We start from the raw sequence: 24232 nt of genomic DNA, 5'->3' as shown, positions 1-24232 counted from the left end.
AAGGATCCGTACATGATGAAAACTACAAGAATCCTGCAAACCGGTGCGCTGGCCCTGACATTGCTGGCAACCAGCGTGATGGCCGCCGTCTCCGAACAAGAGGCGGCGCAACTGGGCACCACCCTGACTCCGCTTGGCGCGGAAATGGCCGGCAACGCCGACGGCAGCATCCCGGCCTGGACTGGCGGCCTGCCAACCAACGCTGGTGCGGTCGACGGCAAGGGCTTCCTCGCTGACCCGTTCGCCAGTGAGCAGCCGTTGTTCACCATCACCGCCGCCAATGCCGAGCAGTACAAGGACAAGCTGTCCGCCGGGCAAATGGCGATGTTCAAGCGCTATGCCGACTCCTACAAGATTCCGGTCTACCCGACTCACCGCAGTGCTGCGGTTCCGGATGAAATCTATGCCGCGGCCAAACAGAGCGCTCTCCACACCACCACGGTGGACGGTGGTAACGGTCTGCAGAACTTCAGTGACAGCCGCTACTACGCCTTCCCGATCCCGAAGACCGGGGTCGAGGTGGTGTGGAACCACATCACCCGCTACCGCGGCGGTAACCTCAAGCGCTACATCACCCAGGCCACGCCGCAGACCAATGGCTCTTACAGCATTGTCAAATTCGAGGACGAAATCGCCTTCCCCACCGACATGCCCGACATCGACCCGGCCAAGGCGAGCAACATCCTGCTGTACTTCAAGCAGCGGGTGACCGCACCTTCGCGCCTGGCCGGCAACGTGCTGCTGGTCCACGAGACCATCGACCAGGTCAAGGAGCCGCGCCTGGCGTGGATCTACAACGCTGGTCAGCGCCGCGTGCGGCGTGCCCCGCAGGTCGCCTACGACGGGCCGGGCACTGCCTCCGATGGCATGCGCACTGCAGACAACTTCGACCTGTTCTCAGGCGCACCGGATCGTTACGACTGGAAATTGGTCGGCAAGAAGGAGATGTACATCCCGTACAACAGCTACAAGCTTGACTCGCCTGCGCTGAAATATGACGACGTCCTCAAGGCTGGCCACATCAACCAGGACCTGGCCCGCTACGAGCTGCACCGGGTCTGGGAAGTGGAAGCCACGCTGAAGTCCGGCGAGCGGCATATCTATGCCAAGCGCCATATGTACTTCGATGAGGACAGCTGGCAGCTGGCCCTGGTCGATCACTACGACGGTCGCGGCCAACTGTGGCGCGTCGCCGAGGGGCATTCGCAGAGCTACTACCATCAAAAGGTGCCGGCTTACACTCTTGAGACGCTCTACGACGTCGTCGCCGGTCGCTACTTGGCCCTGGGCATGAAGAACGAAGAGAGGTCCGCCTACGTCTTCGGCTTCGAGGCCAGTGCCGCCGACTACACCCCAGCAGCCCTGCGCAGCTCTGGCGTGCGGTAAGACTGGCAGAGTCATTGCTCCTCCATAATTGGGCGGCCTTCGGGCCGCTTTTTTTATCGCCAACTATTAGCTAGGCTGATACAGCTATTGCATGGCTGGCTTCGGGTCTAGTCTCATGAGCAAAGCTCCCATACAAAATCAATACGAGCCGTCATGACCGCCTACGCGCCATCTCCGCCTATCGGATTGCCATCTTGTGGCAAGAGCCTGTTACCGCGCCAACCGCCAGGGCATGTTCAGCGCGAGCACCTGCAGCGACGTTTGCTCGCCGAGGACTGTCGCTTGCGTTTGCTGGTCGCCCCGGCAGGGTTCGGCAAGTCGGTGCTGCTCGCTGACTGCGCCCGCGACTGTCCGCCCGAATACTCGCCGCTGTGGCTCAACTGCGCTGGACAGCTGGCCTCGCCAGCAGAGTTCTGCCGACTACTGGCCGTCACCCTGGGCTATCCGTCGAGCTTGAGTGAAGCCGAACTGTTGGCTGCGGTGCAGCAGGAGGAGCGCGCGCTGTGGATCATGTTGAATGACTATCCGCGCGAGCCCAATGGCGGACTCGATGCCTGCCTTGATCGTCTGCTCTGCGCTTCGCCGACCAATCTCTGCTGGTGGCTTGGCAGCCGGCGGCGCCCCCTATGCAACTTTCCGCGCCTGTTGCTGGAGGGCGAGTTGTTCGAGCTGGGCGGCGCGGATCTGGCTTTCACTCCGGCCGAGGTTGCCGTCTGGTTGCAGCATGTGGATACGCTACGATCCAGCCGCGCGGACAACCTGTTCAGCCTGACCCGCGGTTGGCCGGCGGCCCTGCGCCTGCTGGCTGCCCAGGGCGAGCGTGAGGGTTCGGGGCCGCTGTTGTGCGAGGAACATAATGCGTTGCTGCGCGATTATATCGAGCATGAGGTGCTGCAGGCCCTGCCTGCCGAACTGAACCACGCGCTTTGCCAGTTGGCACAGATTCCACAGTTCAACGACGAGCTCTGCGAGCACCTGCTGGGAGTTGGTGAGGGCGCCGCCTGGCTGCAGGCGTTGCGAACACGCGGCCTGTTCATCAATGAAGTGGAGGGCGCGGCGGACTGGCTCGAAGTCTTCCCACCACTGGCGCATCTGCTACAGCAGCGGGCCAAGGCCGCGCCGTGCACCAGCCTGCACCTGCATGCCAGCCAGTGGTTTGCCGCTCACGGCGAAGTGCGCGCGGCGGTGGAACATGCGCTCAAGGGTGGCCAGCCGGAAGTCGCGGCCAGTTTTCTCGAACGTTTCACCGAAGAACAGTTGCTCCAGGGCCAGGATCTGGCGTTGATTCTGCACTGGCGCAACGAGCTGCCTGAAAGCCTGTTGACCAGCACGCCACGGCTGATCCTGCTCAACGCCTGGGCGTTGTTGCTGGTTGGGTGCCCGGAGGAGGCGAAGGTCTGCGTCGATCAGCTGGCGCGCTTTCAGCCGCGAGCCGATGCCGAGCGCCTGACCGAGCTGTTTGCCCAGTGGCAAGCGATTCGCGGGATTGCCGCCTATGGACGTGGCAATGGGACAGAGGCACGTGCGCACTTGCTTGAGGCGCTGCCAGCGTTGCCGGATGCCGCCTGGGCCCAGACCCTGCTGTGCCGTTCGGTGCTGACCCAGATCGCGATCGGCGAAGGTCACCTGGAACATGCGCAACACCTCAGCTACGAGGTGCTGAAGCAGGCGCGGCTGTGCGGTAGCGGCGTATTCGAGGCATTGCTGGAGCTTGATCATGCGCTGCTGCTGGAGACGCGTGGCGAATTCGCCCGTGCCGAGGCGCTGTTGCAGCGGGTACTCGAACAGATGGACGCGCAGTCGCTGCCGCAGACTCCGGTGCGCGGCCGGATTTTGCTGCGTCTGGGGCGCCTGGCATTGCGCCAGGGGTGCATCGGGCAAGCCATGATCTACCTGCAAGCCGGACTCGAGGGCGCGCTGGCCGAGGGCGACCCAGGGGCCTTTCATGGTTATCTGGGCTTGGCCGAACTGGCCACCTGTCGGCGTGATATTCCCGCCGCTTTCGCTCATCTGGGCGAAGCCGAGCGCTGGATGCAGCGCCATCGGGTTAGCGACGCCCTGTATCGAGGCGTGCTGTTGCTGGCCAGCAGTCGCCTGTGGATCTATCAGGGGCACCACGAGCGTGCTCGCGAAGCCTTGACCCGAGTGCTGGGCCACCGACGGGAGACCAGCGTGCCACCGCCGAATTTTCCCGAGCTGTTCCTGCGCCTGGAGCATCTCCTGCTGTGCCTCGACATGGCCCGTGGCATAGATGTCCGCGAGGCGCTGCAGAAGTTGCTCGATCAGGCCGTGGCGCAGGGCCGCCAGGCGTTTGCCAGTGAGCTCTGGTCAAGCTATGCCGAGGCCTGTAGCGCCTGTGCCGATATGCCGGCGGCGAACCAGGCCCGTCAGACCGCGCAAAATTTGCGTCAGCGTCTTAATTACCAGGGCATGTGGTTCGCCGCCGACGAACTACCCCTGGCGGCCGAGGTGCCGGCGGCGGATGCCTGCCTCAGCAGCCGTGAGTTGACCGTGCTGCGCCTGATTGCCCAGGGCCTGTCCAATCAGGAAGTCGCCGAAAAGCTGTTTATTTCCCTGCATACGGTCAAGACCCATGCACGGCGGATCAACGGCAAACTCGGCGTGGCCCGGCGTACCCAGGCAGTGGCGCAGGCCAAGGCATTGGGGCTGTTGTAAGTCGGGGAAGGTCTCGCCGTCACAACCCTGGGTCTCATCAATGCAGCGCCGGCACCGTGGCGAGCTGGCGCAGACGCTCGGCGAGCAGCATGCGCTGCGCCGGGTCGTCACAGAGCAGCAGGGCGTGCTCCACATCGAAACGCTCGGCCTGGGGGCACTCCAGGCGCTGATATAGCTCGGCACGGGCCAGGTGGTCGGCAACCGTAGGTGTGCCCAGTAGCAACACGCGTTCGGCATCTTTCAATGCCGCGAGGTAGTCCTCTTCCAGCAGGTGCAGGTGTAGCAGGTTGCGCGATAGCCGTTGCAACATGCTGCGGCCATCGCAGGCACGCATGTAACTGGCAGTGAGTTCTGCCTGGGCGCCCTGGTAGCGGATCAGTAGCTCGCGACAGTCACGGGTGTATAGGCGCCGCCCGCCGCAGGGGTCGAGCAGGTGATCGGCTCCTGCTACCTGGAGCAGGAAATGCCCGGGAAAATTCACGCCGTGCAAGGGGATTTCCAGGCGCCGTGCCAGCTCCAGGGCGACCAATGCCAGCGACAGCGGTTGGCCGCGGCGACGCTGGATAACCTTGTGCAGCAAGGCGATCTGCGGGCGTGGCGGGCTGTCGTCTTCGCGAAAATCCAGCTCATTCAGGCGCCGCAGCAGCGGTTGCGCGAGTTCCCGGGGTGGCAAGGCGGGCAAGCCGAGGCTGATTTGCTGTTGCAGCGCGCTGAGCTCGCGCAGCACATCGGCCGGTTGCAGCTTCGGATCGTGTTCGGCGGCAATCCATAGCGCCGCCTCGAAGACCGCGGGCGGTTCTCGCTCAAGGCAGGCAAGACAGGACTGGCGTGGGCTCATGATCACCTCTGCGCAAGACTCGGTTGTAACCGCCTTGGTGGGGCGGCGTCCAGTGTTGTGCCTGGATTTGCTGTTTATACAGCCTGGCTTTGCTCTCGGCTGTGGTTATGCCGGCCTGGTCGGGCATTTTTGGGGGCTGCACCTATACTGGCTGTAACCAGAAGTAAGGGAGCCACAGCATGTTCGCCATGATGGAAGCCGCCCGGCTTGAGGCCTTGCACCTCACTCAGGATCCGGTCACGGGCCTCAAGGCGATTATCGCCATCCACAATACGCGTCTGGGGCCGGCTCTGGGCGGCTGCCGCTACCTGGTCTATCCCGATGAGCAGAGCGCCATCCATGATGCCGTGCGTTTGGCCCAGGGCATGAGTTACAAGGCCGCGCTGGCCGGCCTCGATCAGGGTGGCGGCAAGGCGGTGATCATTCGCCCGGCGCATGTCGACAATCGCGGTGCTCTATTCGAAGCGTTCGGTCGCTTTATCGAGACGCTCAATGGGCGCTACATCACTGCCGTCGACAGCGGTACCTCCAGTGCCGACATGGACTGCATCGCCCAGCACACTCAGCACGTCACCAGCACCACCAGCGAGGGCGACCCTTCACCACACACGGCCATGGGCGTGTTCGCCGGAATCCGTGCCACCGCCCTGGCCCGTCTGGGTAGCGACGACCTGGAAGGCCTGCGGGTTGCCATTCAAGGACTCGGCCATGTCGGTTATGCCCTGGCCGAGCAGTTGCACGCGGCCGGTGCCGAACTGTTGGTCAGTGACCTGGATGCTGGTCGCGTGAGGTTGGCGGTGGAGCAGCTGGGTGCCCAGCCGGTGCCCAGCGCCGCGTTACTCGGTAGCCGCTGCGATATTCTCGCGCCCTGCGGTCTGGGCGGCATTCTCAATGCCGAGAGCGTCGGCCAGCTGCGCTGCTCGGCGGTGGCCGGAGCGGCGAACAACCAGTTGGCCAGTGCCGAGGTGGCAGACACTCTGCAGGGGCGGGGGATTCTCTACGCGCCAGACTACGTGATCAATGCCGGCGGGCTGATCTATGTGGCCCTGCGCCACAAGGGTGCCAGTCAGGTGGCAATCACCGCGCACATGGCGAAGATCAGCCAGCGCCTGGCCGAGATCTATGCCCAGGCCGAGGCTGATCATCGCTCGCCGGCGCGGATCGCCGATGCCCTCGCGGAGGCCGTGCTTTATGACTGACAGCCGCAGACCGGCGCCATAAGCGTCGGCGGCGGCCAATGCACTCACAAGGTGCCGAGGACTTGCCCATGAACCCACTCAACCCCGATCTGCCCTTCACCCGTTATCTCGCTCCGAGCGGTCAGCTGGTCGCGCAACTGCCGGCCTGGGCCGATGACTTCGACCTGCTCTGCCGGTTGTACCGGCAGATGGTCCTGACCCGCCTGTTCGACCAGAAGGCGGTGGCCCTGCAGCGTACTGGACGCATCGGCACCTACGCGCCGACGGTGGGCCAGGAGGCCATCGGCGTGGCCATCGGCGCCCTGATGAAGCCGGAAGACGTGCTGGTGCCCTATTACCGCGACACCGCCGCGCAGGTCATGCGCGGGGTGAAGATGGAGGAGATCCTGCTCTACTGGGGCGGCGACGAGCGCGGCAGTGACTACGCCGATCCGACGGTTGCGCAGGATTTTCCGCTCTGCGTGCCGATCGCCACCCAGGCCCTGCATGCCTGCGGGGTGGCCACGGCGATGAAGATTCGCGGCGAGCACCGCGTCGCCGTCACCACCTGCGGCGATGGCGCCACCAGCAAGGGCGACTTCCTTGAAGCGCTCAACGTCGCCGGTGTCTGGCAGCTGCCGGTGGTCTTCGTGGTCAACAACAACCAGTGGGCAATCTCGGTGCCGCGGCGCATCCAGTGCGGTGCGCCGACCCTGGCGCAGAAGGCGATCGGCGCCGGCTTCCATGGCGAGCAGGTCGACGGCAACGACATCATTGCCGTTTATGACCGCATGCAAATTGCCCTCGAGCGCGCCCGCCACGGCAAAGGCCCGATACTGCTGGAATGCCTCAGCTACCGGCTCGGCGACCACACCACCGCCGACGACGCCACCCGCTATCGCTCGGCCTCCGAGGTCAAGCAGGCCTGGCTGGAGGAGCCGATCAAGCGCCTGCAGACCTTCCTCGCCGCCCAGGGCGTGTGGGACGAAGGCCGCGAGCAGGCCCTGATCGGCGAATGCCAGGCCCAGGTGCAGCAGGCGGTCGAAGCCTTCGAGGCGGTAGGCAACCAGCCGCTGGAGAGCGTGTTCGATTACGTTTATGCGCAGTGGCCAGCGGCGCTGGCCGAGCAGCGCGAGCAGTTCCTCGAGCGCGCCGCGCGGCGCGGGGAGGGCGGTGGCCATGAGTAACGAAAAAATCAGCCTGCTCGAGGCGGTCAACCTCGCCCTGCACCGGGCGATGGCCGAGGACGAAAACGTGGTGGTGCTCGGCGAGGACGTCAGTGTCAACGGCGGTGTGTTCCGTGCCACCGCGGGCCTGCGCGACACCTTCGGCTTCAAGCGGGTGATCGACACGCCACTGGCCGAGACCATGATTGCCGGATTGGCGGTCGGCATGGCTGCGCAAGGGTTGAAGCCGGTGATGGAAATCCAGTTCATGGGCTTCATCTACCCGGCGCTGGACCAGCTGGTCTCGCATGCCAGTCGCATGCGCAACCGCACCCGCGGCCGCCTGAGCTGCCCCATGGTGCTGCGTACGCCGATGGGCGCCGGTATCCGCGCGCCAGAACATCACAGCGAGAGCACCGAGGCGCTGTTCGCCCATATTCCCGGGCTGCGCGTGGTCATTCCATCCTCGCCGGCGCGGGCCTACGGCCTGTTGTTGGCGGCCATCGATGATCCCGATCCGGTGATCTTCCTCGAACCCACCCGGCTGTACCGGATGAACCCGCAGGCCCTGGCCGACGACGGCAAGCGCCTGCCGCTGGACAGCTGTTTCACCCTGCGCGAGGGCAGCGACCTGACCCTGATCAGCTGGGGCGCCAGCGTACACGAGACCCTGCAGGCAGCTGTAAAACTGCAGGAGCGCGGAGTGTCCGCCGAGGTGATCGACGTCGCCTGCGTCAAGCCGCTGGATCTGGATACCCTCGAAGCCTCGGTACGCAAGACCGGGCGCTGCGTGATCGTGCACGAGGCGCCGAAGAGTTGCGCGGTCGGCGCGGAGATCGCCGCCAGCCTGTACGAGCGCGCCTTGCTCGACCTGCAGGCACCGATTCAGCGGGTCACCGCGCCGGACATCCCGCCGCCGTTGTACCGCTTGGAACAGCTGTACATGCCCGGCGTAGAGGACATCCTCGCCGCCTGCGAAACGGTACTGGACTACGCCTGAGCGGTGTCGGGCACCCTACAGGAGAGCGCCATGAAATACTTCAAATTGCCCGACCTCGGCGAAGGCCTGCAGGAAGCCGAGATCGTCGAGTGGCACGTCAAGGCCGGCGACCAGATCAAGGCCGACCAGTTGCTGGTCTCGGTGGAAACCGCCAAGGCCCTGGTCGACATCCCCGCACCCTACGACGGGGTGGTGGCCAAGACCTTCGGCCGTGAAGGCGACATCCTGCATGTCGGCGAACCCCTGCTGAGCTATGAAGGCGCGGACGACAGCGGCACCGTGGTCGGTCGCCTGGAAGGCGGCGGCGAGGTCCAGGACGACAGCTTCTTCGTCGGCGCCGCACCCTCGACCCGCGAACACCTGGCACCCCGCGCGACCCCGGCGGTGCGGCAGTTGGCGCGCCGGCTGGGCGTCGACCTGAGCAGCCTGAGCGGTTCTGGGGCGGACGGCCTGATCACCCGCACCGATGTGGAGGCCGCCACCCAGAGCGCCCGCGACAAGTTTGGCGGCGACAAGCTGCGGGGCGTGCGGCGCAGCATGGCGATCAACATGGCACGGGCCCATGCCGAGGTGGTGCCGGTGTTCATCGCCGGTGACGCCGACCTGCATCGCTGGGCCCAGGCCCGGGATCCGCTGGTACGCCTGGCCAAGGCCATCGCCGCCGCCTGCGAAGTCGAACCGGTGCTCAACAGCTGGTTCGACGGGAAGAACCTGTCGATCAAGCAGCACGCGCAACTCGACCTGGGTATCGCCGTGGACACTGCCGAGGGCCTGTTCGTGCCGGTGCTGCGTGATGTCGGCGCGCGCTCGGCCGAGGATCTCAAGCAAGGCATCGATCGGCTGCGCGCCGACATCAAGTCGCGTTCGATTCCGCCCCAGGAAATGATGGGCGCGACCCTGACCCTGTCGAATTTCGGCACCCTGTTCGGCCGCTACGCCAATCCGGTGGTGGTGCCGCCGCAGGTGGCGATCATCGGCGCCGGCGGCATTCGCGATGAGCCGGTGGCGGTGAACGGCAAGGTTGTGGTGCACCCGATCCTGCCGCTGTCACTGACCTTCGACCACCGCGCAGTCACCGGTGGCGAGGCGGCGCGTTTTCTCAAGGCGCTGGTGAAGGCGCTGGAACAGGCCGAGGGCTGATCCAGCGCCTTCCTATACTGTCTATGAGGGCACGTGGACTGTGCAACCAGCGCATAGGGCGACAGCCGGTGGAGCGGTCCGGGCAGGGCGCTACAAACTGGGGAAGTGTGGCTTCCTGGTCAGGTATCTCGCGGCATGGCGAGAGGAGGCGAGATGACACAGTGGAATTTCGAAGCGGACTACTTCACCGCCTGCAATTGCGATTGGGGCTGTCCCTGCAACTTCAACGCCCGGCCCACCGAGGGCCGCTGCATGGGCTGGGGTGCCTGGAACATCCTCAGCGGGCAATTCGGCCGGGTCAGCCTGAATGGCCTGCGCTTCGCCCTCTACTACAGCTTTCCGGGGCCGGTCGAGGAGGGCAATGGCCAGGCCTGTGCCTACGTCGACAGCCGCGCCAGCGCGGAGCAGCGTCAGGCCCTGGAAACCATCGGCACGGGCAAGGCCGGTGGCGGAATCTTCGACCTGTTCGGCATGCAACTGGTCAGCCAGTGGCTGCCGACCAAGGTGGCGCCGATCGAGTTCGAGTTCGACGACGGCCAGGGTCGGATCCGTATCGAGGGGTTCGCCGAGGCGGAAAGCGAATTGCTCAGCTACCCGGATGGCAGCGTGATCCGCCCGACCCTCGAGCTGCCCCACGGCATCGAGTACAAGCGCGGCCTGATGACCAACGCCAAGCGCTGGTGGTGGCGTGATGATCAGCTGCTGGCGAACTACGCGAACAAGTACGGCGCGGTGGCCCGGGTCAGGTTCAGCGAGCAGGGCTGTATCGGCTGAGGGGCGACGGCGTTTATGCCGTCGCCGCGCTGTTCGTTTCCCTCAAGACGGCGGACCCGGTCGCTCGGCATTGGCATACAGCCCGCTGGACTGGGGAGCGTGCGATGCGATTGGAATCCTTGACCATCCCTGCGCGGTTCTGCGAGCCAGTCCGGCAATGGTGGTTACGTGTGCTGGCGGATCGCCCACCATATCGAAGGTTGTGCCGCGCTGCTGCTGGCGCCGCCGCCGGTAGCGGGTGGCGCGCATCCTCAGGCGTGGGTGCAGGCGCTTGAGGCGCCGGGATAAGTCCTCGCTAGCCCCACTGCTGGCGCCGTCTGCGAACTGCGCCGGGCAGTTACCTTGCCACTAGAAGCAGGCGTGCGCCAGGTCACGCCCGACGGAGCTGACGCTCGTCGGAATCAGCCGCCCGGGCTGTTGCGCCCCCGCGAAACGCCTGCTTAAACTCTGAACCCTCGTCGACAGGTGACCAGCAGGTCAGGTCGAGCTTCCAGGGCGCCCGCGTTGTCTGTCTGTGCGGTGTAGTGCGCCTTGGCTGAGGCGGAGGGATCCCCAGCCGTGGTGCCCGGAATTGATCCGATAAGCCACTGCAACTAAGCAAACCTAAACAAGTCATTTAGTAGGCCGCCCGGTACTTGCTCAAGTCCCGGGGAGAGGCGTTTTATTGCCCACGCCATGGTCCGGCGAACAGTGCACAGACTGTCCGTTGCGCCCAATTTGTGCCAAGAGGATAACGATATGAGGCCAGAAACTGCCATCGTCGAAATTCACGGGACGTACAAAATCCACACGGAGCATTACCGCAACCCTGCCGCCACCAAGACCATCATTCTGGTCAACGGCTCACTGGCGACCACCGCATTCTTCGCTCAGACGGTGCGTTCGCTGCAGCCACGCTTCAATGTAGTGCTCTACGATCAACCCTACGCTGGCCAGTCGAGAGCGCACAATCGCCATGATCAACCGATCCGCAAGGAAGACGAAGCCGAGATACTCCTGGAATTGATCGAACACTTTCGCGCCAACCATGTGCTGTCCTTCTCCTGGGGCGGCGCGGCCACGTTGCTGGCCCTGGCCCAGCGACCACGGCGGGTCGAGAGGGCGGTGATCAATTCCTTCGCCGCGCGGGTCAGCCAGCCGATGCGCGAGTATCTGGAACGCGGTTTGACTGTGCTCCTGGCCCGCGACCGCGGCGCCGTCGGCTGCCTGATCAACGGCACCATCGGCAAGCACCTGCCGCCGCTGCTCAAGCGCTTCAACCAGCGGCATATCAGCAACCTGGCCGAGCACGAATACCTGCAGATGCATTTCCATGTCCGCGAGGTGCTGACCCAGGATACCCAGTGCTACCTCGCGTGCGCCGAGGCCATCGAGATCCCGCTGCTGTTCGTCAACGGCGAGTGGGACGAATACACCACGGCGGCCGATGCCCGCCTGTTTGCCGGCCATGTCCGTCAGTGTCAGTTCCGCACCATCGGCAATGCCGGACACTTTCTCGATATGGAGCACAAGACAGCCTGGCACGACACCCGCCAGGCCTTGCTCGGGTTCCTCCAGCCGACCGTGATTGCGGCCCTGGCGCCGTCCGCGCCGCTACTGGATGGCCACCGCTATTCGGTTGCCGACTCCAGGGCCGCGCAGCGCATCGCCAGCTGAGCCCTTGGCGATACCTATCTGCGGGTTGAGGCCTGGCGCGGTTGTTCGGCGGTATCCAGCCGCGCCTGGCGATCAACCCTTTGCGTTCGGCTCCATGCCGGAATGACCGGAGGATGATTTTCCATGCGAGAGAAACCTGCGTCGGGCACCTTGCCCGTACCTGCGTCCTTTACCAATGCCGGGCAAAGCGCCCTGGGCGGCTTGCGCGGCCGCAACCTGCTGTCCACCCTGCGAACCCTGGCGGTGCAGGGCATCAAGCAGCCGATTTACAGTAGCCGTCATGCCCTGGCCCTCGGCAGGCAACTGGGGCGCGTGCTGCGTGGCGACACCGTGCTGCCACCCAACAGCCGCGATCCCCGCTTCCAGGACCCCACCTGGCAGCTCAATCCCTTCTATCGCCGCAGTTTGCAGGCCTATCTGGTCTGGCAGCAGCAGCTCGCGGCCTGGGTCGACGAGAGCGATCTGCCTGCCGACGAGCAAGCCCGCGTGCGCTTCGTCCTAGCCCAGCTCGGCGATGCCCTGGCGCCGTCCAACAGCCTGCTCAACCCGTTGGCACTCAAGGAACTGTTCAACTCCGGCGGTATCAGTCTGCTCAAGGGCATCGGCCACCTGTTCGACGACCTGCTGCACAACGGCGGCATGCCTAGCCAGGTGAGCAAGCAGGCCTTCGAAGTTGGCCGCAACCTGGCGGCCACCCCTGGCTCGGTGGTGTACCGCAACGAGTTGCTCGAACTGATCCAGTACAAGCCGATGAGCGAGCAGCAGTACGCGCGGCCGCTGCTGATCGTGCCGCCGCAGATCAACAAGTACTACATCTTCGATCTGGCGCCGGGCAAGAGTTTCGTCCAGTACGCCCTGAAGAACGGCCTGCAGGTGTTCGTGGTGAGCTGGCGCAACCCGGAAGCCCGCCATCGCGACTGGGGCCTGTCGAATTATGTGCAGGCGGTCGAGGAGGCCCTTGACGCCTGTCGGGCGATTACCGCCAGCAAGGACGTCAACCTGCTGGGCGCCTGCGCCGGCGGCCTGACCATGGCCGTCTTGCAGGGCTATCTGCAGGCCAAGCGGCAGTTGCGCAAGGTCGCCAGCGCGACCTACATGGTCAGCCTGTTGGACAGTCAAGTGGAGAGCCCCGCGGCGCTGTTCGTCGACGAACAGACCCTGGCGGCGGCCAAGCGCCGCTCTTCCGAGCAGGGCGTGCTGGAGGGTCGCGACATGGCCAGAGTGTTCGCCTGGATGCGTCCCAACGACCTGATCTGGAACTACTGGGTCAACAACTACCTGCTCGGCAAGCAGCCGCCGGCCTTCGACATCCTCTACTGGAACAACGACAACACCCGCCTGCCAGCCGCCCTGCACGGCGACTTCCTCGACTTCTTCAGGCTCAACGCCCTGAGCCATGCTGGCGGCATGCAGGTCTGCGGTTTGCCGATCGACCTGAAGAAGGTCACGGTCGACAGCTTCAGTGTGGCCGGGATCAACGATCACATCACCCCCTGGGACACGGCCTACCGCTCGGCCCTGCTGCTCGGCGGCGACAAGCGCTTCATCCTGTCCAACAGCGGGCATATCCAGGCCATCCTCAACCCGCCGGGCAACCCCAAGGCCAACTACATGGAACACGCCACCCTGAGCGCCGACCCGCACGCCTGGTACAGCGAGGCGCAGAAGCACGAGGGCAGCTGGTGGCCGCAATGGCTGGAGTGGATTCAGGCGCGCTCCGGCGAGCAACGCGAAGCACTGACGGCCCTGGGCAACCAGGACTACCCGCCGCTGGCAGCCGCGCCGGGCAGCTATGTGCATATGCGCTAGGCGGTTGACCAGTGGCGAGCGTCGGCTAGGCTGGAGCCGCTTAGTCGACGCCGGCGTTTTACAAGGTTGTTCGCATTATCGCGGGGGAGTCCGTTTCGGCAGTTTTGCCACAGGCACTCACGGCGCCTCGTCTGACCATCACTCAGGCGTGACTTGGCCCAGCTCGCTCAGCGCATCCGGCTGGTTCTTGAAGGCCTTGGCGAAGATTTCGCGGTTCTTGGCCATGAAGATACCCAGCTCTTCGCCTTGCTGCTCGTTCAGCGAAGGCACGGCCTTTTGCAATACGTCGGTGAGCAGCTCGGCCAGTTCGAGCATCTTGTCATGACGGTCGGCTTCGGCTTTATCCATGAATAAACGCTCCAGATCCCGGCTGCTGCGGTACACCACTTCGACGGCCATTCATCACCTCTACGCCTTCACGCTAATGGGTTGCAATAAACTGTTTATATATACAGTACTGGCGGAGTGTAAAGCAGTCGGTCGAGACTGGCTAGTGCATCGATCACAGGTTTGTCCATGCACTAGACTTATAAAGTGAACAGTCGCCTCTTGCACGCGGCTCAGGCGGGGCGGGGAAGGCTCGCACAACGTGCGTCGAGTACTCCGACAGTCGCGGGTTGCAGTGGGAGGCGAGGGCTGGCGTCGATTCTCAGGCCAACGTACGGAGGTGCATCATGAGCATGGCCAACCGTTTGCAAAACTACTTGTCCGAGCAGCACTCCCATTACGACATGCTGCAGCACGATCCCTCGATCACCGCCCGGGAAGCGGCACGGCGCGCCGGTGTACCGCCGCATCTGGTGGCCAAGTCGGTGATTCTCGACGACTTTCAGGGCCACTGGCTGATGGCGGTGGTGCCGGCGACTCATCAGGTCGACCTCAACAAGGTGCGCAAACTGACCAAGCGCCACTGGCGGCTGGCGCGGGAAAACGAGTTCGGCCCGCATTTCAGCGACTGCGCGAACGGCGCGATTCCGCCGGTGGGCAGCGCCTTCGAGATGGAAACCCTGATCGACGAGTCGCTGACGGCCCTCCAGGACCTGTATTTCGAGTCGGGCGATCATGAAGGTCTGGTGCACATGAGTGCGGAACAATTTCTCCAGCTCATGCCGACCGCCCAGTGCGGACCGATCAGCGAATAGCCTGATCCGAGGCGGCGCCGCGCTGTGCGGTGGCGCCCGGCTTCCCGTGCGCGGGGCGTGTCTTATTGCCGCACAGCGCGCTTCTCGGCCGTCTGGCTGGCCCTCATCCTGCATAATCCAGCCGTTACCTGCGGGCCGATCATGACGGAGAGCCCACTGCCGAGGAGCTGCATCTTGAAATTGAATTGGGCCGAGACCCTGCGTCAGAACCTGCATGGGCTGGCCGAATCGCTGGGCAATTTGCTGGTCGAGGGCTTTCATTACCTGGCGTTGTTCGCCATCGGCGGTGTCACTGCCTGGGCGGCGGTGATGGCGTTCAGTGACATGGTCGCGAAGGGCCATACCACGGTCGACGACATCCTGCTGCTGTTCATCTACCTCGAACTGGGGGCGATGGTCGGGATCTACTTCAAGACCAACCATATGCCGATCCGTTTCCTGATCTATGTGGCGATCACCGCGCTGACCCGTTTGCTGATCTCTGACGTGTCGCACCACCATCGCCCGGATATGGGGGTGGTGCTGATTTCCGGGGCGATCCTGCTGCTGGCAGTGGCAATTCTGGTGGTGCGCTATGCCTCCGCGCGGTTCCCCTCGGTGCAAACCGATGGCCCGCGCATGCGCCGCAACCCGGCGGACAACGCGGCAGAGAAGAATGATGGTCAGGACGATGATTGAGGGGCAGTCCTCTGCTTTCCTGCCAGGAGCTTTTACCCGCTGATTCGAACCTCTGGGCGATCCGCCCTCGGGACGAACGCAGGCCTGCGGTCGCCTGCGGGCAGGGGAATCGTCGGTTTATTCGGCGTTAGAGCTATGCGCCAGCGGGATCCTCGGCTACTCGATCGCTTATGTCGGTCTTCGCTTGCTCGTCCATGCGGATGCGTCTGGAGAAGTCCGCGGCAGCGTCCGCAGCCTGCGCCCGGGCATTGATATGGGCCCGGCGCTTGACCTCGGCGAACGGCAAGCCGGCGCTGTCCAGCAAGCCGTGCTGATAGAGCAATTGCGGTACATAGCCGCTGGCGATTATTCGCCAGTCGAACGCCAGGTGTTGCGGGTTGACCCGGGAATTCAGCCACATGCCGGTGGTGCAGTTGGTGGTCAGGCTGTTGTAGAACTCGGGTTGCTGATGCAACGCGTTGATGCGCTGCATGTACTCCAGGAACAACTGTCGACCTTGCTCGATGGGGGCACGCAGCTTGTAGAGGTAAACCTCTTCGGGCGGGTTGCGCCGGTAGTTGGTACGCAGCCGGATCACGTCGCGCTCGTCGGCCACCACGTAGTACAGCTCATACTGCCGAAAGAAGCCCTTGATGGTGGAGTAGTTCTCGCCCTTTTCCTTGCGCGTCTCGATCGACATGGCCAGGTGATCGCCGTCGCCAAAGTCGAAGCTGAGAAACACGTGGGCGATGGCCGGGCCCATCCAGTAGGACGTGACCAGATCCACCCCTTGCAGCTTGGCCAGGTCGAAGGATTTGTCGTACCAGGCCGGCGTGAAGTCGGTCTCGCTGCGGTAGTCGAAGTTGCGGATGTTGTGCACGGTAACCAGGTTGCCTTCGATGGTCGCATAAGGCAGCACCGCCACGTCCGTCTGCCAGTCGCGCTCGTTGGAGGGTTCGAGGCGGTACCAGCAGAGCAACAGGGCGGCGAACTGAACGAGATGGAGCGCCAGGGCCAGGGCGCGCCCGCGCCAGTGGCGCGAGCCCAGGGCAACCAGCGCGGCCAGCGCCACGAGGGCAAACGCGCCTGCCAGGCTGTAGCGCAGCAGCGCCTCTGCCGGCCCGGTAAACAGGATGGCCAGCACGCCCCAACCTGCGCTTGCCGCAATCAGCAAACCGAGCAGCAGCAGGGCGTAGCGGGTCAGGAATTTTCTCATGGCGGGCGTTTCTTCCTGTGTTGCATTGGCGGGGCAGTCGGGTGACGGGTGCGCACGACAATTCAATCCGCGCATTCATGCTACGCCGCGAGGCGGGTCTCTCGTCAGTCTCGCGCATTCTGCGTCAAGCCCGCGATGCTCGCGCTTGGCGGGTGGAACGCTGTCCGGCCCACCCTTCAAAAGCGAGTTGCAACAGTTAACGGGTACAGAGCCATGTTTTGCCCTGCGGGGCTCAGAGCTTGTGAACGCCTACAGCGGCGGTCTCGCGACGGCGCTCGATATTGTCACAACCTCTGAGAGGGTGTGGACAAAACAATTAGGTGGTCAGGCGACGAAGGGGACGCCGATCAGCAGCATCTGGATGAAGGCAATGCCGACCACCTCCTGAGCCACCGCGCGGATGGTGGCGGTGCACAGCTGGATGATCTGCGGTCAACTGTCCGGGCCGGACAGGCGCGAAGCAATTTCCACCGCGCTTCGGCTGCCGCCCTCGCCGTAGGCCATGAAGATGCCCGCGATCATCAGGGCGACGATGAACACCAGCAGGCCCATGCCGAGGCCGGCGAGCTTGCCCAGCAGGATGAGCACGAGTTCCTTGATCTGCGGGGTGAACTTCTGTGCCACGCCTGTGAGGTCGGTGGAGGCTTGCAGCCAGAAGCTATACAGCGGCTTACCCACCAGCGGCCAGTCGGCGACCTACTCGGCTGGCGGACGAATATGGACATTGCCGCTCCTGACCATGGTCAGGGCATTTTCCACCGATTCGGCCAGCGAGGTGCCCAGCAGGTAGATCGGCACCATGAGGACGCCGATGGCAATCAGCGCGATCAGCGTCGCGCTGCGCCCCTCGTTGTTGCCCAGCTTGCCCCTGATCTTCAGGTGCAGCGGGTAGAGGGTGACCGCCAGGATCAGCGACCAGACCATCAGGTTGAGGAACGGGTGGAAGATCTGGAAGCAGAACATCACGAGCACGGCGATCAGGCCGGCGCGAATCAGGACATCGAGCAGGCCATGAGACAGCAGCTTCTCGGCGGTAGGCGTGGGCAACATGGTTTTTCTCCCCGCAGGTCGCTGCATAGCTACGAGACCGATAAGCCCAGCGTAGTCGCTCGGCCGGCGGCGGAGGGCGCAAACACGGTACCTCGCCACTTTTTGCCGTGACGGACCTTCGCCCGGCGACTGTTTGTACAGAACCTAGAACGGTCTGCCCAGATAGAAATAGAAGCTGCTGTTGCCGTCCTGGGCGCGCCCGTAACCCAGATAAACCGGGCCAAGCGGGCTGTCGGCGGCGATGAATACGCTGGCGGACTTGAGCCAGTCCTCCGAATTGCCCGGCACCAGCGGATTGCCGATCCGGCCGGCTTCCAGCGAGAAGCCGCTGTAGGCGCCCTCGAACATGCTCCCGCGCATGATCCGGTGGTAATACATCAGCCTGCCGTATTGCAGCTCCTCGCCCAGCAGTTGCCCGGTCGAGTAGCCGGACTGCTGCAGGAAGCCACCCCACTGGAACTGGTTGTAACGCGGCAACGGGTCGTTGCCGAGTTTGCCGCCGGCCTTGATGGCGAAATTGAAGGTGTGATTGTCGAACGAATAGACAGCATTGGCTTCGGCATCCCACTTGGTGTACTCATCGTCCGCACCGAGCGCGCTGTTGGCGTTGAACAGGTGCATCCCGGCGAGCCAGCCGGAACGGGGGAAGTGCACGCTGTCGAGCTGATCGAGAATCAGCCGGGAGGTGAACGCACCCTGGGTGATACTGCCTTCGCCCGGAGAAAGGCTCTGCGGCCCGGTGTCCAGTTGCGGTTTGAGCTTGCCGCCGAGCAGGCCGAAGCGTAGCTCGCCATAGCGCCGGAACTGGCTACCGAGGTCCACACCGGCGAGGGTGGAGGTCGTCTCGTAGCTGGCGATGCGGTCGTCATCCTGATACAGGTCCGCCGTGCGTCGCTCGATGGCGGCGTACGGGGCGATGAACAGGGGGCCCTGGGCCGTGAACGGCTGATAGAACTCGCTGTACAGGCCGCTGGTATGGCCGAGCTGCACGTCGGTGCGCCACTCCGCGCCGAGCGAGTTGAGCCAGGTCTTGCGATAGCTGCCAAGCAGGTTGAAGAAGGCGTCGCCACTAAAGTCGCTGGACAGGCCCAGGCCGAAGCGCAGGTAGTCCGGTCCCCAGGATTTCTCCACGGCATCCACCGCCAGAATCCGTTTGCCCGGCTCCTCGAGGAAGCGATAGTTGACGTGCTCGAAGTCGCCGGTGCCGTAGAGACGGCGCATGTCGCGGTCCAGCGTCGGCTGGTCGATCGGTTGACCGGGCTTGGTATCCATGGCCGCTTGCGCCGTCTGCGGGTTGACGCGCTGCAGATTCACGAAACGAACCTCGTCGACCGGCCGCAGGTCGGCTGCCACGATGACCTGTTGGCGCTGGCGCAGCGCCACGTATTCGCCGGCCGGCAGGGAGAGCTGCGCGAGCCGGTCGGCAACCTTGCGTGCGGCCACTTCGCCAAGGGGCGCGATCTGTTCCAGGTCATCGAAATCGCTGGTCGAAAAGTCGCCCAATTCCGGTGAGATGAGGATGTCATTGGGTTGCAGCGTGGCCAGTGAGGCCTGGACGTTCTGCTCGGTCAGGATGCTGAGCATCTGTCCGGTCACGCCGAAAATCCCGTTCAAGTCTTCGCGTTTGAGCAGCGGCGTGCCGACGTTCACCGCAATGATGATGTCGGCCCCCATTTGGTCGCGCGTGGTTTGTATCGGCAGGTTGCTGGTGAGCATGCCGTCAACCAGGATCATCCCTCTGAACTCCGCCGGCGCCACCGCACCGGGCACCGACATGCTGGCGCGCATGACGTTGGCCAGCTCGCCCTCGCTGAAAACCACGGCTTTGCCTGTCACCAGGTCGGTCGCCACGGCGCGATAGGGAATGGGCAGATCATCGAACCGGTGGTGGCCCTTGGCCTTGGACAGGCGGCGCAGCACGGTCTCGAGTTGCACGCCGGTTACGAGGCCCTTGCCGAGCTTCACCTCGCCGCCACGCAGGCCGACCTCGGGAGTGAACAGGATGCTGTAGTCATCCTGCTTGCGGCGCATGGCCAGTTCCTGGCGCGGCGGGTTTTCCTTGAACAGCAGTTCGGTCGAGATCTCCTGGAGGATCTTCTCCATTTCCGTGATGGAGGTGCCAGTCGCGTAGGAGGCGCCGACCAGGGCGCCCATGCTGGTGCCGGCGATGCAGTGGATCGGTACGCGGTACTCTTCGAGCACCTTGATCACGCCAACATGCGCTGCCCCCCGTGCGCCTCCGCCGGACAGGACCAGGCAGATCCTGGGGCGCTTGAGGCTATCGCCCGCCGGGGCTGCACCGATGGTTTGCGCCGGCAGCGCCATGGCCGGAGGCAGAACGACCATGGCCAGCCATGAGGCGGCAAGGACGCTCCGATAATTGAACTGCATGTCCATTTCTCCCTGGTTGCGCTAGCCCTTGAAGCTGCTGTTCACTGCGCTGTAGCGTTTTAGTCGGCCGCTACGCCGACAGGTCACGGGGTAATCTGCTCCCTGATGCGCATGGAGAAATCCGCTGCGCCATCCGCGGCCTGTGCCCGGGCGTTGATATGGGCTCGCCGCTGGAGCTCGGCGAAATGCAGGCCATGGCTGTCCAGGCGGCCTTGTTGGTAAAGGAATTCCGGGAGATAACCGCTGACCAGGATCTTCCAGTCGAATGGCAGGTGGTGCTGGTTGACCCGGGTGTTCATCCAGATAGTGGTGGTGCAGTTGGTGGTCAGGGTGTTGTAGAACTTGGGGCTGGCATGCAGCGAGTTGATGCGCTGGATGTACTCGAGGAACAGCCGCCGGCCATCCTCGATGTCCCCTTGGGCTCGGTACAGGTAGGCATCTTCCGGCGGGTCGCGGCGGTAGTTGGTGCGCAGCCGGATCACGTCGCGCTCGTCGGCCACCACGTAGTACAGCTCGTACTGGCGGAAGAAGCCCTTGAGGGTGGAGTAGCTCTCGTCCTTTTCCTTGCGCGTCTCGATCGACACGGCCAGGTGATCGCCGTCGCCGAAGTCGAAGCTGAGAAACACATGGGCGATGGCGGGGCCCATCCAGTAGACGGCGACCAGGTCGACCCCTTGCAGCTTGCGCAGGTCGAATTGCTTGTCGTACCAGGCCGGGGTGTAGTCGGTCTCGCTGCGGTAGTCGAAGTTGCGGATGTTGTGCACCGTGACCAGATCGCCTTCGATGGTGGCATGGGGCAGTACCGCCACGTCCGCCTGCCAGTCACGCTCGTTGGAGGGCTCGATGCGCGACCACCAGACCAGCAGCCCGGCGAACAGGACGAGATAGGCCGCCAGGGCGCGCCAGCGCCAGCGGCGAAAGCCCAGGGCAATCAGCACGGCCAGCGAGGCGATGGCAACTGCGCCGGCCAGGCTGTTGCGCAGCATTGCGTCTGGCGGCCCGGTAAACGTGATGGCCAGCACGCCCCAGCCTCCGGCCGTCGCAATCAGTAAACCGAGCAGCAGCAGGGCGACAGCGATGGTGCAGCGGTTCAGGACTTCTCTCATTGCGGGCGTCTCTGCGTTTGCTGGTGTCAATGGAGGCACCACCAAGTGCTATAGGTATGACGGATGTGCCTGGCAATCCAATCCTCGAACTCCTGCCGCGCCAGGATAGATGGCCGTGGTCTCAGTGTAGGCAGGCCTGGCAAACTGCGACGTACTGGTTGATGGGCATATGCTGGCGGGCGATTTGATCTCCCGTAAAGGTCGTGTCGAGGATCGTTGATCCTTAATCGTTCAGCGGCGCGAACAGCGCCTGCAGGTCGTCTTCGCTCATGTGCCACTGCGCCTGGCTGCCGCCTTCCAGCAGGCCGCGCGCCAGGTTGGCCTTGGCCTGCTGCAGGTGCTGGATCTTCTCTTCGACGCTGCCGCGGGCGATCAGCTTGTAGACGAACACCGGCTTGTCCTGGCCGATGCGGTAGGCGCGGTCGCTGGCCTGGGCCTCGGCCGCCGGGTTCCACCAGGGGTCGAAGTGGATCACGGTGTCGGCGGCGGTGAGGTTGAGGCCGGCGCCGCCGGCTTTCAGGCTGATCAGGAACACCGGAAACTCTCCGGCCTGGAACTGCTGCACCGGGGTGCGCCTATCCTGGGTGCTGCCGGTGAGCTTGGTGTAGCCGATCCGGCGTGCCTGCAGCTCGGTTTCGATCAGCGCCAGCATCGAGGTGAACTGGGAGAACAGCAGCACCTTGCGGCCTTCCTCGACCAGTTCTTCGAGCATCTCCAGCAAGGCGCTGAGTTTGCCCGAATCGCTGCTTTTCAGCTGCGCGTCGTGATCGCCGAGCAGGCGCAAATCGCAACAGGCCTGACGCAGGCGCAACAGCGCTTCGAGGATCACGATCTGGCTACGGGCCAGACCCTGGCGGGCAACTTCATCGCGCACCTTCTTGTCCATCGCCAGGCGCAGGGTTTCGTAGCGATCGCGCTGGGCGGCGGTCAGTTCGACCCAGTGGGTGACCTCGGTCTTGGGTGGCAACTCGCGGGCCACCTGTTCCTTGGTACGGCGCAGCACGAAGGGTTTGATCCGCCCGCGCAGGTGCGCCAGGCGCTGCTGGTTGGCCTGCTTCTCGATGGGGGTGCGGTAGTCGCGGGTGAAGCTCTTGCTGTCGCCGAGCCAGCCGGGCATGAGGAAGTTGAACAGCGACCAGAGTTCACCCAGGTGGTTTTCCAGCGGGGTACCCGTCAGGCACAGGCGTTGGCGTGCCTGCAGTTGCCCGGCAGCCAGCGCGGCCTTGCTGCGCGGGTTCTTGATGTTCTGCGCTTCGTCGAGAACCAGCAGGTGATAAGGCTGCGCCGCCAGTGCCTTGAGGTCGCGCGGCAACAGCGCATAGGTGGTCAGGACGATGTCGTGTTCGCCGATCAACTGGAACAGCGGGCGGCGTTTGGCGCCATACAGAGCCAGCACCTTGAGCTGCGGGGTGAAGTGCGCGGCTTCGTCCTGCCAGTTTGGGATCAGGCTGGTGGGCATGACGATCAGCGCCGGACGATCCAGGCGCCCGGCTTGTTTCTCACTGAGGATATGCGCCAGGGTCTGCAGGGTCTTGCCCAGGCCCATGTCGTCGGCCAGCACCCCGCTGATTTCCAGTTCGCCCAGTGCCTGCATCCAGGCCAGGCCATGCAGTTGGTAGGGGCGCAGGGTGGCCTGCAAATCCGCTGGCGGGCTGACCTCCTGCAGGGTGTGCGCCTGCAGGCGCTGGGCAAAGCCGCGTAGCTGTTCGCCACCCTGCCAGTTCAGCGCCGGGCCTTGTTCCAGTTCGCTCAGGCGTGCGGCGTCGGCGCGTGGCAGGCGCAAGCGCTGGCTGGACTCGCCCGGCTCGCGGAAGAACAGTTCGCCCAGGGTGGTCAACAAGGGCTTGAGGCGGGCGAAGGGCAGGGCGATGTGCTTGTTGCTCTGCGGCAGGCTGACCAGCAGTATTTCCTCATCCTGGCGCTGGGCCAGGGCGTCGCGATTGAGCAGCCAGGGTTTGTGGCGGATCGCCTGCAGCAGGATCGGCAGCAGGCTGATGCGCTGGCCCTCGACTTCGATGCCCAGCTCCAGGTCGAACCAGTCGTGTTCGGGCGTTTCTTCGATTGTCGCGTACCAGTCGTCGACCTGCGCCAGGTTGTAGCGAAATTCCGGCTGCAGCTCAATCCGCCAACCCTGCGCGCGCAGCAGCGGCACTTGTTGCTGGACGAAACCTAGCCAGGCTGCCTCGCCGGGCAACTCGAAGTGTTCGCCGGGATGCTCGGCGAGGGCCTCGCTCTGGCGCAGGGCGACCTGCAGGCCGGCGGCTTCCAGGCGCTGGCGCAGTGCCGCCTCGGCGGCGGCATCGCGGATGATGCGCAGGGTCAGGCTCGGACTCTGCCGTACCAGCAGGTCGTTCGCCGGTTTACCGTAGGCCAGTTGGCCCTGGTAATCGAAGGCCAGGGCGGCGCGGTGCTGGGTCTGCTCGAGCATGCGCCCCTTGCGCGCATCGAAATGCACCCGCACGTGGCTGCCGAGCATCAGCACGGGTTGCGGCGCGATGCCCTCCAGGCGCTGTTCGACCACATCGGCCGGGGTTTCTATCAGCGGGCTGAGATCGATACCCGCCAGTTGCTGGCGCTCCAGGGTCAGCAGGGCGGCGACCACGTGCTTGCAGTTGAAACCCACCGGGCAGCTGCAATGGCCGTTGACGCTCCAGCCCTGGGGGAAGGACTGCAGGTTGATGCGCTGCTGGTAGGTCTGCGCGCCCGAGCCGCGACAACTGGCCAGCAGGGTCTCGCCCTTGAGGCTGAGCAGGGTGCTGCGGCCTTGCTCGGCATAGCCGAGCCCGCGACTGAAGTCCCCGGCACGGAATGCCCGGCGCCAGTCGGCCTGGCGCAGATGCAGAACATCCAGGGCCTTCATGGCAAATCAGCGGCAGTGGGAGCGAGTCTGGACATGACGGTGCCGGGTGGCTGCAAAGCCGATGATTCTGGCACAGCTGGCGGTGGATTAGCAGGCGCTTGCACAATCCGGCCGGTGCCGGTCAGGCCAGCAGCTACCCCGCGTGTCAGGAGTAGGCAGTCGTGTAGCAGTGCGCCGTCTCCCCGCA

Annotated in this window: 16 protein-coding genes and 3 pseudogenes; 12 read left to right on the top strand and 7 right to left on the bottom strand. The window is 64.3% G+C overall.

Features of this window, described 5'->3' with window-relative positions; genetic code table 11:
- The first annotated feature begins 15 nt into the window (after positions 1 to 15).
- The 3 genes and pseudogenes from LJY18_RS13035 to LJY18_RS22720 form a co-directional block, all read left to right on the top strand.
- Complete coding sequence (locus LJY18_RS13035) at positions 16 to 1386, top strand: DUF1329 domain-containing protein (RefSeq protein ID WP_238042239.1); 1371 nt, start codon at positions 16 to 18, stop codon at positions 1384 to 1386.
- Positions 1387 to 1539: 153 nt separating this feature from the next.
- Positions 1540 to 3708 (top strand): annotated as a pseudogene (locus LJY18_RS13030) (hypothetical protein); the annotation flags it as partial.
- A 162-nt stretch (positions 3709 to 3870) separates the two neighbouring features.
- Positions 3871 to 4062: pseudogene (locus LJY18_RS22720) on the top strand (response regulator transcription factor); the annotation flags it as partial.
- Positions 4063 to 4099: 37 nt separating this feature from the next.
- Here the strand turns inward: LJY18_RS22720 and LJY18_RS13020 are convergent.
- Positions 4100 to 4900 carry a SirB1 family protein gene (locus tag LJY18_RS13020; RefSeq protein ID WP_238042238.1) on the bottom strand — a complete coding sequence of 267 codons (801 nt, stop codon included), beginning with the start codon at positions 4898 to 4900 and terminating at the stop codon, positions 4100 to 4102.
- 179 nt (positions 4901 to 5079) lie between these two features.
- Between LJY18_RS13020 and LJY18_RS13015 the strand changes: the two genes are divergently transcribed.
- From LJY18_RS13015 to phaC, 7 genes are all read left to right on the top strand, one after another.
- Entirely contained in the window at positions 5080 to 6099 is a 1020-nt protein-coding gene (locus LJY18_RS13015) for a Leu/Phe/Val dehydrogenase (protein WP_238042237.1), read from the top strand.
- A 68-nt stretch (positions 6100 to 6167) separates the two neighbouring features.
- Positions 6168 to 7265, top strand: coding sequence for a pyruvate dehydrogenase (acetyl-transferring) E1 component subunit alpha (pdhA, locus tag LJY18_RS13010; RefSeq protein WP_372866064.1), 1098 nt, complete (start codon positions 6168 to 6170; stop codon positions 7263 to 7265).
- Positions 7258 to 8244, top strand: a complete 987-nt coding sequence (locus LJY18_RS13005) for an alpha-ketoacid dehydrogenase subunit beta (protein WP_238042236.1) — start codon at positions 7258 to 7260, stop codon at positions 8242 to 8244. The genes pdhA and LJY18_RS13005 overlap by 8 nt, the downstream gene beginning before the upstream one ends.
- A 30-nt stretch (positions 8245 to 8274) precedes the next feature.
- Positions 8275 to 9384 carry a dihydrolipoamide acetyltransferase family protein gene (locus LJY18_RS13000; RefSeq protein ID WP_238042235.1) on the top strand — a complete coding sequence of 370 codons (1110 nt, stop codon included), beginning with the start codon at positions 8275 to 8277 and terminating at the stop codon, positions 9382 to 9384.
- Positions 9385 to 9537: 153 nt separating this feature from the next.
- Complete coding sequence (locus LJY18_RS12995; protein WP_238042234.1) at positions 9538 to 10158, top strand: DUF1326 domain-containing protein; 621 nt, start codon at positions 9538 to 9540, stop codon at positions 10156 to 10158.
- 738 nt (positions 10159 to 10896) lie between these two features.
- Entirely contained in the window at positions 10897 to 11814 is a 918-nt protein-coding gene (locus tag LJY18_RS12990; RefSeq protein WP_238042233.1) for an alpha/beta fold hydrolase, read from the top strand.
- Positions 11815 to 11937: 123 nt separating this feature from the next.
- On the top strand, positions 11938 to 13623 hold the full coding sequence (phaC, locus tag LJY18_RS12985; protein WP_238042232.1) for a class II poly(R)-hydroxyalkanoic acid synthase: 1686 nt from the start codon (positions 11938 to 11940) through the stop codon (positions 13621 to 13623).
- Positions 13624 to 13761: 138 nt separating this feature from the next.
- Here phaC and LJY18_RS12980 read toward each other — a convergent pair whose 3' ends face one another.
- Positions 13762 to 14022 carry a YebG family protein gene (locus LJY18_RS12980; RefSeq protein WP_238042231.1) on the bottom strand — a complete coding sequence of 87 codons (261 nt, stop codon included), beginning with the start codon at positions 14020 to 14022 and terminating at the stop codon, positions 13762 to 13764.
- Between the two features lie 275 nt (positions 14023 to 14297).
- Here LJY18_RS12980 and LJY18_RS12975 point away from each other — a divergent pair, with 275 nt between their 5' ends.
- Together LJY18_RS12975 and LJY18_RS12970 are read left to right on the top strand one after the other, a co-directional pair.
- Positions 14298 to 14765 carry an aminoacyl-tRNA deacylase gene (locus tag LJY18_RS12975; RefSeq protein WP_238042230.1) on the top strand — a complete coding sequence of 156 codons (468 nt, stop codon included), beginning with the start codon at positions 14298 to 14300 and terminating at the stop codon, positions 14763 to 14765.
- 174 nt (positions 14766 to 14939) lie between these two features.
- On the top strand, positions 14940 to 15443 hold the full coding sequence (locus tag LJY18_RS12970; RefSeq protein ID WP_238042229.1) for a phosphate-starvation-inducible protein PsiE: 504 nt from the start codon (positions 14940 to 14942) through the stop codon (positions 15441 to 15443).
- Positions 15444 to 15576: 133 nt separating this feature from the next.
- Here the strand turns inward: LJY18_RS12970 and LJY18_RS12965 are convergent, their stop codons facing one another.
- The 5 genes and pseudogenes from LJY18_RS12965 to LJY18_RS12945 all read right to left on the bottom strand — a co-directional run bounded on the left by LJY18_RS12965 (position 15577) and on the right by LJY18_RS12945 (position 24045).
- Positions 15577 to 16638 carry an Lnb N-terminal periplasmic domain-containing protein gene (locus tag LJY18_RS12965; RefSeq protein ID WP_238042228.1) on the bottom strand — a complete coding sequence of 354 codons (1062 nt, stop codon included), beginning with the start codon at positions 16636 to 16638 and terminating at the stop codon, positions 15577 to 15579.
- 330 nt (positions 16639 to 16968) lie between these two features.
- Positions 16969 to 17688: pseudogene (locus tag LJY18_RS12960) on the bottom strand (AI-2E family transporter); the annotation flags it as partial.
- A gap of 144 nt (positions 17689 to 17832) precedes the next feature.
- Entirely contained in the window at positions 17833 to 20079 is a 2247-nt protein-coding gene (locus LJY18_RS12955; protein ID WP_238042227.1) for a patatin-like phospholipase family protein, read from the bottom strand.
- A gap of 83 nt (positions 20080 to 20162) precedes the next feature.
- Positions 20163 to 21185, bottom strand: coding sequence for an Lnb N-terminal periplasmic domain-containing protein (locus LJY18_RS12950; RefSeq protein WP_238042226.1), 1023 nt, complete (start codon positions 21183 to 21185; stop codon positions 20163 to 20165).
- Positions 21186 to 21408: 223 nt separating this feature from the next.
- Positions 21409 to 24045: a DEAD/DEAH box helicase gene (locus tag LJY18_RS12945; protein ID WP_238042225.1), complete on the bottom strand. Its 2637-nt coding sequence runs from the start codon at positions 24043 to 24045 to the stop codon at positions 21409 to 21411.
- Between the last annotated feature and the right edge of the window lie 187 nt (positions 24046 to 24232).

Source organism: Pseudomonas sp. MMS21 TM103 (genome assembly GCF_022132145.1).
Taxonomy (GTDB): domain Bacteria; phylum Pseudomonadota; class Gammaproteobacteria; order Pseudomonadales; family Pseudomonadaceae; genus Aquipseudomonas.
Note: the sequence above shows the minus strand (reverse complement) of the source record. Positions and strands in the feature narration are given on the sequence as shown.

Excerpts from the sequence above, each read along its gene's own strand:
- LJY18_RS13035 (WP_238042239.1), top strand. The coding sequence starts at position 16 with ATGAAAACTACAAGAATCCTGCAAACCGGTGCGCTGGCCCTGACATTG.
- LJY18_RS13020 (WP_238042238.1), bottom strand. The coding sequence starts at position 4,900 with ATGAGCCCACGCCAGTCCTGTCTTGCCTGCCTTGAGCGAGAACCGCCC.
- LJY18_RS13015 (WP_238042237.1), top strand. The coding sequence starts at position 5,080 with ATGTTCGCCATGATGGAAGCCGCCCGGCTTGAGGCCTTGCACCTCACT.
- pdhA (WP_372866064.1), top strand. The coding sequence starts at position 6,168 with ATGAACCCACTCAACCCCGATCTGCCCTTCACCCGTTATCTCGCTCCG.
- LJY18_RS13005 (WP_238042236.1), top strand. The coding sequence starts at position 7,258 with ATGAGTAACGAAAAAATCAGCCTGCTCGAGGCGGTCAACCTCGCCCTG.
- LJY18_RS13000 (WP_238042235.1), top strand. The coding sequence starts at position 8,275 with ATGAAATACTTCAAATTGCCCGACCTCGGCGAAGGCCTGCAGGAAGCC.
- LJY18_RS12995 (WP_238042234.1), top strand. The coding sequence starts at position 9,538 with ATGACACAGTGGAATTTCGAAGCGGACTACTTCACCGCCTGCAATTGC.
- LJY18_RS12990 (WP_238042233.1), top strand. The coding sequence starts at position 10,897 with ATGAGGCCAGAAACTGCCATCGTCGAAATTCACGGGACGTACAAAATC.
- phaC (WP_238042232.1), top strand. The coding sequence starts at position 11,938 with ATGCGAGAGAAACCTGCGTCGGGCACCTTGCCCGTACCTGCGTCCTTT.
- LJY18_RS12980 (WP_238042231.1), bottom strand. The coding sequence starts at position 14,022 with ATGGCCGTCGAAGTGGTGTACCGCAGCAGCCGGGATCTGGAGCGTTTA.
- LJY18_RS12975 (WP_238042230.1), top strand. The coding sequence starts at position 14,298 with ATGAGCATGGCCAACCGTTTGCAAAACTACTTGTCCGAGCAGCACTCC.
- LJY18_RS12965 (WP_238042228.1), bottom strand. The coding sequence starts at position 16,638 with ATGAGAAAATTCCTGACCCGCTACGCCCTGCTGCTGCTCGGTTTGCTG.
- LJY18_RS12955 (WP_238042227.1), bottom strand. The coding sequence starts at position 20,079 with ATGCAGTTCAATTATCGGAGCGTCCTTGCCGCCTCATGGCTGGCCATG.
- LJY18_RS12950 (WP_238042226.1), bottom strand. The coding sequence starts at position 21,185 with ATGAGAGAAGTCCTGAACCGCTGCACCATCGCTGTCGCCCTGCTGCTG.
- LJY18_RS12945 (WP_238042225.1), bottom strand. The coding sequence starts at position 24,045 with ATGAAGGCCCTGGATGTTCTGCATCTGCGCCAGGCCGACTGGCGCCGG.